The sequence below is a fragment of the Brevibacillus sp. YAE8 genome, from assembly GCF_057543335.1.
Map to the genome: position 1 here is coordinate 1 of NZ_BAAIYG010000191.1, position 509 is coordinate 509.

Below are 509 nucleotides of genomic sequence, written 5' to 3' on the forward strand. Positions count from 1 at the left end.
TTCCATAATAACTTGTGAGCGGTGGGTATCAATTTCTCCAATAATCGGCATAATAGCAATCCCTTTTGTGACAGGTACGAGTGGAACTGAAAGTTCTTCTAGTGACGTATAAGCTAAATTCATCATATATCGATTATGCTCGTCATAAATTTGACCAAAAACACATGTTACCGTATCTAAAAGTGGATCAATTCGTTCACTGACATGCAGCATGGTAATTGCCGCAAACTGATGCTCCTCTAGTTCTCTTGTAAATACATCCCAAATAACGCTGCGATAGATTGGAAGGATACCTAGTGCTTTTTCTAAAGGAATATTTTTTTCCACTGCATATTTACCCGTATCAAGTGCCCATTCTTTAACAAGTTTAAGTACAGCCTCCTGTTCTTCAAATAGAGATCTCCCAAAGTATTCCATAATTGACACTCGCCACTTCAGAATTTTCTTTTCTTTCAATTCCTCTAGACTTAGTGTATGTGTAGCATCTAAACGTTCGGCTAATTTTTCTG

The 509-nt window shown here is 37.3% G+C and carries 1 pseudogene; it reads right to left on the reverse strand.

From position 1 onward, the window contains the following. Positions 1–509: pseudogene (locus AC27IT_RS28330) on the reverse strand (STAS domain-containing protein); the annotation flags it as partial.